Origin of the sequence: Pseudomonas sp. RIT-PI-o (genome assembly GCF_001297215.1) — a bacterium.
GTDB lineage: Bacteria > Pseudomonadota > Gammaproteobacteria > Pseudomonadales > Pseudomonadaceae > Aquipseudomonas > Aquipseudomonas moraviensis_A.
Genome location: NZ_LHPA01000024.1, coordinates 333,609 through 341,988, shown reverse-complemented (window position 1 = coordinate 341,988; position 8,380 = coordinate 333,609). Strand labels below are relative to the sequence as shown.

The following is an 8,380-nucleotide window of genomic DNA, read 5'->3' as shown; positions in this document are numbered from 1 at the left end:
GCGCATTCTACAGCAGCCTCATTTGCTGTCAAGTGGTTATTTTCAGAAGTTTTCGAAGAATTCTTCAACAACTTCAACCACTTGCGCTTCCGATCTCTCGTTAGCGGGAGGCGAATTCTACAGCGTTAATCGCTGCTGTCAACACCTCTTTTTCTCCGCTTTCGACCGAGAAGATCGAACCGTTAAAAGAGCCAAACATCACTGCTCTTTCAACTCCTCCCAGGCTTCGATGATCTGAAGCAAGCCGCTGTCGAAAACTGCGCAACTCTTTGAATCTCAAGGAGTTTTCCGTTTCGACTGCGCCGGAAGTGGGGCGAATTATAGACCTCTGGAATCTGCCGTCAACCGTTAATTTCGCTTTTCTTGCAGATTCTGCTTTTTGCCCAATAAACGCCGGATTCGTCTGGTCACCGGCGGCAGACGAAGCAGCAAAAGCGCCGCGCCTATAAAGGCATAAATCGTCCACTCCTCCAGATCAGCCCGCACGATCCAAAGCATATGCAGCAAACCGAGCCCGAGAATCACGTAAACCAGACGATGCAGCTTCTTCCAGCGAGCACCCAACCGACGCTGACTATAGCGATTCGACGTCACCGCCAATATCAGCAAGCCGAGAAAGCCCAGTGCACCGACAATAATGTATGGCCGCTTGCGCAGCTCCACGCCCAGCTGAGACCAGTCGAATCCGAGGATAAACGCCATGTAGCTGAACAGATGCAGCGTCACATAGGCAAAACACCAAAGCCCCAACTGCCGGCGAACCGCAATCCACCCCGCCCAGCCGCTCAGCTTTTGCAGCGGTGTCATGCTCAGCGTGATCAACAGCAACACCAGCGTGCCAAGTCCAAGACGATCGACCAGCACCTTGCCCGGATCAGGCCCGAGCAGATCGGCGAACGCCTGATAGAACCACAGCAACGGCCAGATGGCCGCAGCAATGAAAACGCCCACTCGCCAGAACGGATAGCGCATCAGTAGTTCTTCCGCAGATCGAGCCCTGTATATAAAGAAGCGACTTCATCCGAGTAGCCGTTGAACATCTGCGTATCGCGCACATTCGGTTTGAACAGACTGTTTGGCAAGCGCCGCTCGCGAGCTTGAGTCCAGCGTGGATGGTCGACCGTCGGATTCACATTCGCGTAGAAGCCATACTCGTCGGCTGCGATGCTTTGCCAAGTGGTCTTCGGCTGCTCGCTGACCAGACTGATACGCACAATGGATTTCACGCTTTTGAAGCCATACTTCCATGGCACCACCAGACGCAACGGGGCGCCGTTCTGATTCGGCAGTTCGCGGCCATACATGCCCACCGCGAGGATCGCCAAAGGATTCATCGCCTCGTCCAGACGCAAGCCTTCGACATATGGCCAATCGATCAGGGCAAAACCGGAACGCTGGCCGGGCATGCTCTTGGGATCCTGCAGGGTTTCGAAGCGGATGTACTTCGCTTTGGAGGTCGGCTCGACCTGTTTGAGCAGGGCCGAAATGGGAAAGCCGATCCAGGGTATGACCATCGACCACGCCTCGACGCAGCGCAGTCGATAGATACGTTCCTCCAGTTGATACGGTTTCATGAAGTCTTCCAGTGCGTAGCGCCCCGGTTTACCCACCTCCCCGTCTATCACTACGCTCCAGGGTTCGGTTTTCAGGTCGCCCGCATTCGAAGCCGGATCGCCCTTGCCGGTACCGAACTCATAGAAGTTGTTGTAGTGCGTGGCGTCTTTATAAGGCGTGATCGCCTCGTCCTTGACGTCGACCGCCCCCCACTGAGTAGAAGGAAGCTTTTCGGCAAACCAGGCCGGCGCCTTGCCGGATTCGACATCAGAGTAGCGAGGGGCATCAGCGGCACTCGCCCAGCGCGGCAGGCTGCTTACGGCAATACCGGCAGCGGTAGCACCGAGCAATTGGCGACGGGAAAGATAAATGGCTTCAGGCGTGACATCCGACTCATGGCAGTCGGATGCTTTGGGGATCTTGATCAACATGACAACTCCGCAGCTTTGGAGGACAGGTGCACCCATAGACTGCGGAGTATGCGCGAAATTACATCACTCGGCGTTTTTGTGACGACGAAGACGCAACAGGTACTGCACCGGGCCGGACGCCGCGTAAGCGAGGAACACCAGCAGCAGAATGCGCGGCGGATCGCTGAACACAACAGCGAATACCAGCACCACCGCCAGGATCGCCACGAACGGCACGCGACCTTTCAGATCCAGCTCCTTGAAGCTGTTGTACTTGATGTTGCTGACCATCAGCATGCCGGCGGCGGCAACCATCAGCGCGACCAGGAACGACATCTTCGAACCCTGGATGCCGTAATCGCTGAACGCCCAGACAATGCCCGCCACGACGCCTGCCGCCGCTGGGCTGGCCAGACCGATGAAGTAGCGTTTATCCGCCGTGCCGACCTGAGTGTTGAAACGCGCCAGACGCAACGCTGCGCCCGCTACATAGATGAAGGCGACCATCCAGCCAACCTTGCCCATGTCGCCCAATGCCCAACCGAAGGCCAGCAATGCCGGCGCGACACCGAATGCGACCATGTCCGACAGCGAGTCGTACTCGGCGCCGAAGGCACTTTGCGTATTGGTCATGCGCGCCACGCGGCCATCGAGGCCGTCCAGCACCATCGCGACGAAGATCGCGATCGCAGCGAAAGCGAAGTACTTGCTCGCATTCACCGAGTCGCCGGCACTCAGGGCGGCCTGGGCGCTCATCGAGTTGATGATGGAGTAGAAGCCTGCGAACAGGTTGGCAGTGGTGAACAGGTTCGGCAGCAGATAGATACCACGATGCCGGACTTTGCGACCTTCAGCGTCGTGCCCTTCTTCGATGTGTTCATCGATGGGCAGCAGGCTTTCGGCGTCGGAAGCCTTGTTCGGCTCTTCGGGACGTTCGCTCATGGACATTACCTTGCAACGGTTTGGAAAAAATTCGACAGAAGCTTGAGGACGACAGTTCGGCCACAAACGATGCAGCTTTATACCAGAAGCACCGGCCCAAACGAAAAAACGCGGCCGAGGCCGCGTTTTTCGTACAAGGGACGACGACTCAGTTCTTGGCTTTGTCGACGATCTTGTTGGCACCGATCCACGGCATCATGGAGCGCAGTTGCTCGCCGATGATTTCGATACCGTGAGCGGCGTTGTTACGACGCTTGGCGGTCATCGAAGGGTAGCCGGTTGCGCCTTCGCTGATGAACATTTTGGCGTATTCGCCGTCCTGAATACGTTTCAGGGCGTTGCGCATGGCCTGACGGGATTCGGCGTTGATCACTTCCGGGCCGGTTACGTACTCGCCGTACTCGGCGTTGTTGGAGATCGAGTAGTTCATGTTGGCGATACCGCCTTCGTACATGAGGTCTACGATCAGCTTCAGTTCGTGCAGGCACTCGAAGTAGGCCATTTCCGGCGCGTAGCCAGCTTCAACCAGGGTTTCGAAACCGGCTTTTACCAGTTCAACGGTACCGCCGCACAGAACGGCTTGCTCGCCGAACAGGTCGGTCTCGGTCTCGTCCTTGAAGGTGGTTTCGATGATGCCGGTACGACCACCACCCACGCCAGCGGCGTAGGACAGCGCTACGTTCTTGGCATTGCCCGAGGCGTCCTGGTAGATCGCGATCAGGTCAGGGATACCGCCGCCTTTGACGAACTCGGAACGTACGGTGTGGCCTGGTGCTTTCGGCGCGATCATGATCACGTCGAGGTCGGCACGCGGAACAACCTGGTTGTAGTGAATCGCGAAGCCGTGGGAGAAGGCCAGGGTGGCGCCTTTCTTGATGTTCGGCTCGATTTCGTTCTTGTACAGCGAGGACTGGAATTCGTCCGGGGTCAGAATCATGACCAGGTCGGCAGCAGCTACGGCGGAAGCAACGTCGGTCACTTTCAGGCCGTGAGCTTCGGCTTTGGCAACGGTGGCCGAACCTTTACGCAGACCGACGGTAACGTCGACACCGGAGTCTTTCAGGTTGCACGCTTGAGCGTGACCCTGGGAGCCGTAACCGATGATGGCAACTTTCTTGCCCTGGATGATCGACAGGTCGCAGTCTTTATCGTAGAAAACTTTCATGAATTTCCCCTTATATCCGGCCGTTCAGGCCATGCGCTAATTTGGTTTAGATGCTGAGTACTTTGTCGCCGCGAGCAATGCCGGTCACGCCGCTGCGGACGGTTTCCAGAATCGATGCGGTGCCGATGGACTGAATGAAGCTGTCGAGCTTGTCGCTGGTACCGGTCAACTGAACGGTATACACGCTGGCGCTGACATCGACGATCTGCCCACGGTAGATATCGGTGGTGCGTTTGATCTCGGCGCGTTGGGCGCCAGTGGCCTTGACCTTGACCAGCATCAGTTCGCGCTCGATGTGAGCGCTTTCCGACAGGTCCACCAGCTTGACCACTTCGATCAGCTTGTTCAGGTTTTTGGTGATCTGCTCGATCACTTCATCGTGGCCCACGGTGGTCAGCGTCAGACGCGACAGGGTCGGGTCTTCGGTCGGGGCCACGGTCAGGCTTTCAATGTTGTAGTTGCGCTGCGAGAACAGGCCGACTACGCGAGACAGAGCGCCGGGTTCGTTTTCCAGAAGCAGGGAAATAATGTGCCGCATGATTAAGTACGCTCCGTCTTGCTCAGCCACATATCGCGCATGGAGCCGTCTTTGATCTGCATCGGGTAGACGTGCTCGCTGGTGTCGACTGCAACATCGATGATCACCAGGCGATCCTTCATGGCAAACGCTTCAGCCATCTTCGACTTCAAATCTTTCGATTCGGTGATGCGTACGCCAACGTGGCCATAGGCCTCGGCCAGCTTGATGAAGTCAGGCAGCGATTCCATGTAGGAGTGCGAGTGACGGCTGCCGTAGCTCATGTCCTGCCACTGGCGAACCATGCCCAGCACACCGTTGTTGAGGATGACGATTTTCACCGGCAAGCCGTACTGCAGGCAGGTCGACAGCTCCTGAATGTTCATCTGGATACTGCCCTCGCCGGTGACGCAGGCCACATCGTCGTCCGGGAAGCTCAGTTTGATGCCCATCGCCGCCGGCAGCCCGAAGCCCATCGTGCCCAGACCACCGGAGTTGATCCAGCGGTTAGGCTTGTTGAACGTGTAGTACTGCGCAGCGAACATCTGGTGCTGACCCACGTCGGAGGTCACAAAGGCATCGCCCTTGGTCACTTCGCAGAGGGTTTCGATCACGGTCTGCGGCTTGATCTGGCTGCCGTCGCCCTTTTCATAAGGGAACAGGCCGCGATCGCCGCGCCATTCATCGACCTGCTTCCACCAACTGGCCACGGACTCCTTGTTCGGGGTCTCGCCGATTTCCTTGAGGATCGCGACCATTTCGGTCAGGACGCTCTCGACAGGACCAACGATCGGCACGTCGGCCTTGATGGTCTTGGAGATCGACGCCGGGTCGATGTCGATGTGGATGATCTTGGCGTTCGGGCAAAACTTGGCCGGGCCGTTGATCACCCGATCGTCGAAGCGTGCGCCGACCGCAAGGATCACGTCGGCATGGTGCATCGCCAGGTTCGCGGTGTAGCTGCCGTGCATGCCGAGCATGCCGATGAACTGACGGTCAGTGCCAGGGAAAGCGCCCAGGCCCATCAAGGTATTGGTTACCGGCAGGTTGAGCATTTTTGCCAGCTCGGTCAGCTGCGCTGAGCCGTTGCCGAGGATGACGCCGCCGCCGGAGTACAGCACTGGGCGCTTGGCTGCCAACAACATTTCCGCTGCTTTGCGAATCTGCCCGGAGTGACCGCGAACGGCTGGGCTGTAGGAACGCAGCCTGGCTTTTTTCGGGAAAACGTATTCGAACTTCTCGGCCGGGTTGGTCATGTCTTTCGGGATGTCGACCACGACCGGACCCGGACGACCGGATTGCGCCAGGTAGAACGCCTTCTTCATGACTTCCGGGATTTCCGAGGCGTGCTTGATCATGAAGCTGTGCTTCACGATCGGCCGGGAGATACCGATCATGTCGGTTTCCTGGAACGCGTCGGTGCCGACCATGGTGCTTGGCACCTGACCGGAAATGATCACCATCGGAATCGAGTCCATATAGGCGGTGGCGATACCGGTGATGGCGTTTGTGGCGCCTGGACCGGATGTCACCAATACCACGCCGGCTTTACCGGTGGCACGGGCGTAGCCGTCAGCCATATGGGTCGCCGCTTGTTCGTGACGAACCAGGATGTGGGTCACTTCCGGTTCTTTGAACAGGGCATCGTAAACATGCAGGAGAGCACCACCCGGGTACCCGTAGATATATTTGACGCCTTCGTCACGCAAAAAGCGGACGAGCATCTCACCGCCAGATAAAAGCTCCACGTTGTTCACCTCTAAAACGCCAGAATACCGTCCACAAAAAGGGGCGGGTCTTAATAGGTTTACTTCTCGGCAGAGCATGAGCGACGGTGGTCGCCGACTACGTCAGCACTGACTGAGCAAGTATTGGGATCGTCCCAAGTGTTGCGGGCCTTTCCCACCCAGCGCGAGGTAACGCGTTGCGGGTGTAACAGGTCGGCGCGGATGTGCGCCTCATGATCTACCGAGTGGGTCTGCTTCTGGCAGTCCCTCTACAGCGGACTTTGGATTCTTCTGTTTCGCCCTCTGCAAGTCAAGTCGTCTGTTGGGTTAATTGTGGGTAAGCACATGAGAACGCAAGAAAAAACCTGAAAAGCGCTACTCTGTTAGCGCCAATTGCGCATTTTTACCAAGGAATCAGCATGCGAACGCTCCTCCTCACTCTGCTGATCGGCCTCAGCCCATGGTGCTCGGCCGCTCAAATCTACAAATGGGTCGATGCCCAAGGTGTCACGCATTTCGATGCGCAGCCGCCGCAGGGCCAATCGTCGACGACCGTACAGACGCCCTCCTCGCCCACGCCGAAAGCTGCGCCGATGCCGGGGGGTGGCGTGCTCGGCGATCAGAAGGCGATTGATACCAAGGTGAAGAAACAGGTCGCCGAGCAGCAGGCGCAACTCAAGGCGTTCTGCGAGCAGGCACGCACGAATCTCGCGCAATTGCAGAACAATCCGCGCTTGCGTGAGGAAGTCGAGGGGGATGTGCGGCGGCTCGACGACGCGCAGCGTCAGGAGCGCATCGTCGAAGCGCAGAAGCAGATTGCCGAGAACTGTTCGTAGGCACTCTACCGGATCTGTGTCAGAGCTGTGTAGGAGCTGTGTAGGAGCTGACGAGTGGAACGAGGCTGCGATCTCTTGATCCTGTTTTTGCATAAGCAAGATCAAAAGATCGCAGCCTTCGGCAGCTCCTGCACAACCGTATTCAGCGCGAAGCGGTGATCAGCAGGTCGAACTCTTTGAGCAGCACCTGCAACTGACGATCCTTGCCGCCAAGGTTGCGCTGGGCGAAGACCATTTCCGCCATTTCCTGAATGCCCGAGGCGTTCGGCAGCGGCAGGTCCTGTTCGAGGATCATCTTCATGCGCGGCAGGAAGATCCATTGCAGCCATTGCTCGAAGTCCAGCGTGTCGACCGAAAACGGCTCGACACTGCTCAGGGCCTCGGCCGACGGCTCGACCTCATCCCACCAGCCCAAAGCGCGCAGTTCTCGCTCGATCAGCAACAGATGATCGGCGATTTTCGGGAAGCGCGCGTCCATCACAGGGAAACCTTGGCCTTCTGACGGGCCAGCGCGGCGCCGGCGGAATCGCCTTGTTTCTCACGTGCCTGAGCGATGATGTCCCACAGGCTGGCTTGCAGATCCGGACGACCGTTGGCCATGGTCAGCGCACGACGGGCAAATTGCTCGGCTTGCGGCGCATCGCCCTGGGCCATGCGCACTTGCGCCAAACGGTAGAGCACTTGTGGCTCACGCGGGGCAACACGCTGCGCCCGCTCCAGGCTGGAAGAAGCACCGTTGAGGTCGCCGCCGGCCTGCTGCTGTTGCGCGGTGGTCAGCAAGGCGAGTACCGGGCCGTCCAGTTGCTCATCCGCCGACAGGCCACCGCCACTGCTGGCCGAAGGAATGCCACTCGGCGTCGATGGCATGCTGTAGCGGCCGGAGTTGACCGGCGCCGATTAAACCGCCGATGGGTTGTATGGCCCCGACGTGATGCCGCCGGATGCCGGGCCCGGGACGATCGGCGAAGAGCTGATCGGTGTCGACACCGCCGCACCGCCGCCCGGCACCATCACCACCACGCCGGTATCGCCCTGCGGAATCGCCTGAGTCTGGCCCTGCGCCGGGCGCTTGACCGTGGTCTGGCGGAAACCGCCATTGGCGCCGATGCGTTCACTATTGGACACGGCTGTGCCCGAATCCACCACGGGAATCGAACCACGCTGTACGGTGGAGCAGCCGCTGAGCAAAGCCACGGCGGTCACCGCTGGAATCAACCACTTGTTCACTT

Annotated in this window: 9 protein-coding genes and 1 pseudogene; 1 reads left to right on the top strand and 9 read right to left on the bottom strand. The window is 58.4% G+C overall.

Translation table 11 applies throughout. The annotated features are described in order from the left end of the window. Positions 1-100 precede the first annotated feature (100 nt). From AEQ63_RS28655 to AEQ63_RS16685, 7 genes are all read right to left on the bottom strand, one after another. Positions 101-280 (bottom strand): hypothetical protein, encoded by a 180-nt coding sequence (locus AEQ63_RS28655; protein ID WP_161806085.1) that lies wholly within the window; start codon positions 278-280, stop codon positions 101-103. A gap of 68 nt (positions 281-348) precedes the next feature. Continuing rightward, the gene (msrQ, locus tag AEQ63_RS16710; RefSeq protein ID WP_064364146.1) at positions 349-972 is read right to left on the bottom strand and encodes a protein-methionine-sulfoxide reductase heme-binding subunit MsrQ; all 624 of its coding nucleotides are present in this window, start codon (positions 970-972) and stop codon (positions 349-351) included. Further along, complete coding sequence (msrP, locus tag AEQ63_RS16705) at positions 972-1,985, bottom strand: protein-methionine-sulfoxide reductase catalytic subunit MsrP (RefSeq protein ID WP_064364145.1); 1,014 nt, start codon at positions 1,983-1,985, stop codon at positions 972-974. The genes msrQ and msrP overlap by 1 nt, the downstream gene beginning before the upstream one ends. Positions 1,986-2,048: 63 nt before the next feature. Further along, on the bottom strand, positions 2,049-2,906 hold the full coding sequence (pssA, locus tag AEQ63_RS16700) for a CDP-diacylglycerol--serine O-phosphatidyltransferase (RefSeq protein ID WP_016773182.1): 858 nt from the start codon (positions 2,904-2,906) through the stop codon (positions 2,049-2,051). 148 nt (positions 2,907-3,054) lie between these two features. Then, a complete protein-coding gene (ilvC, locus tag AEQ63_RS16695; RefSeq protein ID WP_003228216.1) occupies positions 3,055-4,071 on the bottom strand; it encodes a ketol-acid reductoisomerase in 1,017 nt (338 codons plus the stop codon). Between the two features lie 46 nt (positions 4,072-4,117). Next, the gene (gene ilvN / locus AEQ63_RS16690; RefSeq protein WP_003176102.1) at positions 4,118-4,609 is read right to left on the bottom strand and encodes an acetolactate synthase small subunit; all 492 of its coding nucleotides are present in this window, start codon (positions 4,607-4,609) and stop codon (positions 4,118-4,120) included. 2 nt (positions 4,610-4,611) lie between these two features. Then, positions 4,612-6,336: an acetolactate synthase 3 large subunit gene (locus AEQ63_RS16685; protein ID WP_064364153.1), complete on the bottom strand. Its 1,725-nt coding sequence runs from the start codon at positions 6,334-6,336 to the stop codon at positions 4,612-4,614. 398 nt (positions 6,337-6,734) lie between these two features. Here AEQ63_RS16685 and AEQ63_RS16680 point away from each other — a divergent pair, with 398 nt between their 5' ends. Further along, complete coding sequence (locus AEQ63_RS16680) at positions 6,735-7,151, top strand: DUF4124 domain-containing protein (protein WP_042610450.1); 417 nt, start codon at positions 6,735-6,737, stop codon at positions 7,149-7,151. 142 nt (positions 7,152-7,293) lie between these two features. Here AEQ63_RS16680 and AEQ63_RS16675 read toward each other — a convergent pair whose 3' ends face one another. After that, positions 7,294-7,629 carry a YqcC family protein gene (locus AEQ63_RS16675; RefSeq protein WP_064364144.1) on the bottom strand — a complete coding sequence of 112 codons (336 nt, stop codon included), beginning with the start codon at positions 7,627-7,629 and terminating at the stop codon, positions 7,294-7,296. After that, positions 7,629-8,378 (bottom strand): annotated as a pseudogene (locus AEQ63_RS16670) (tetratricopeptide repeat protein). The gene AEQ63_RS16675 and the pseudogene AEQ63_RS16670 overlap by 1 nt, the downstream one beginning before the upstream one ends. Positions 8,379-8,380 lie beyond the last annotated feature (2 nt).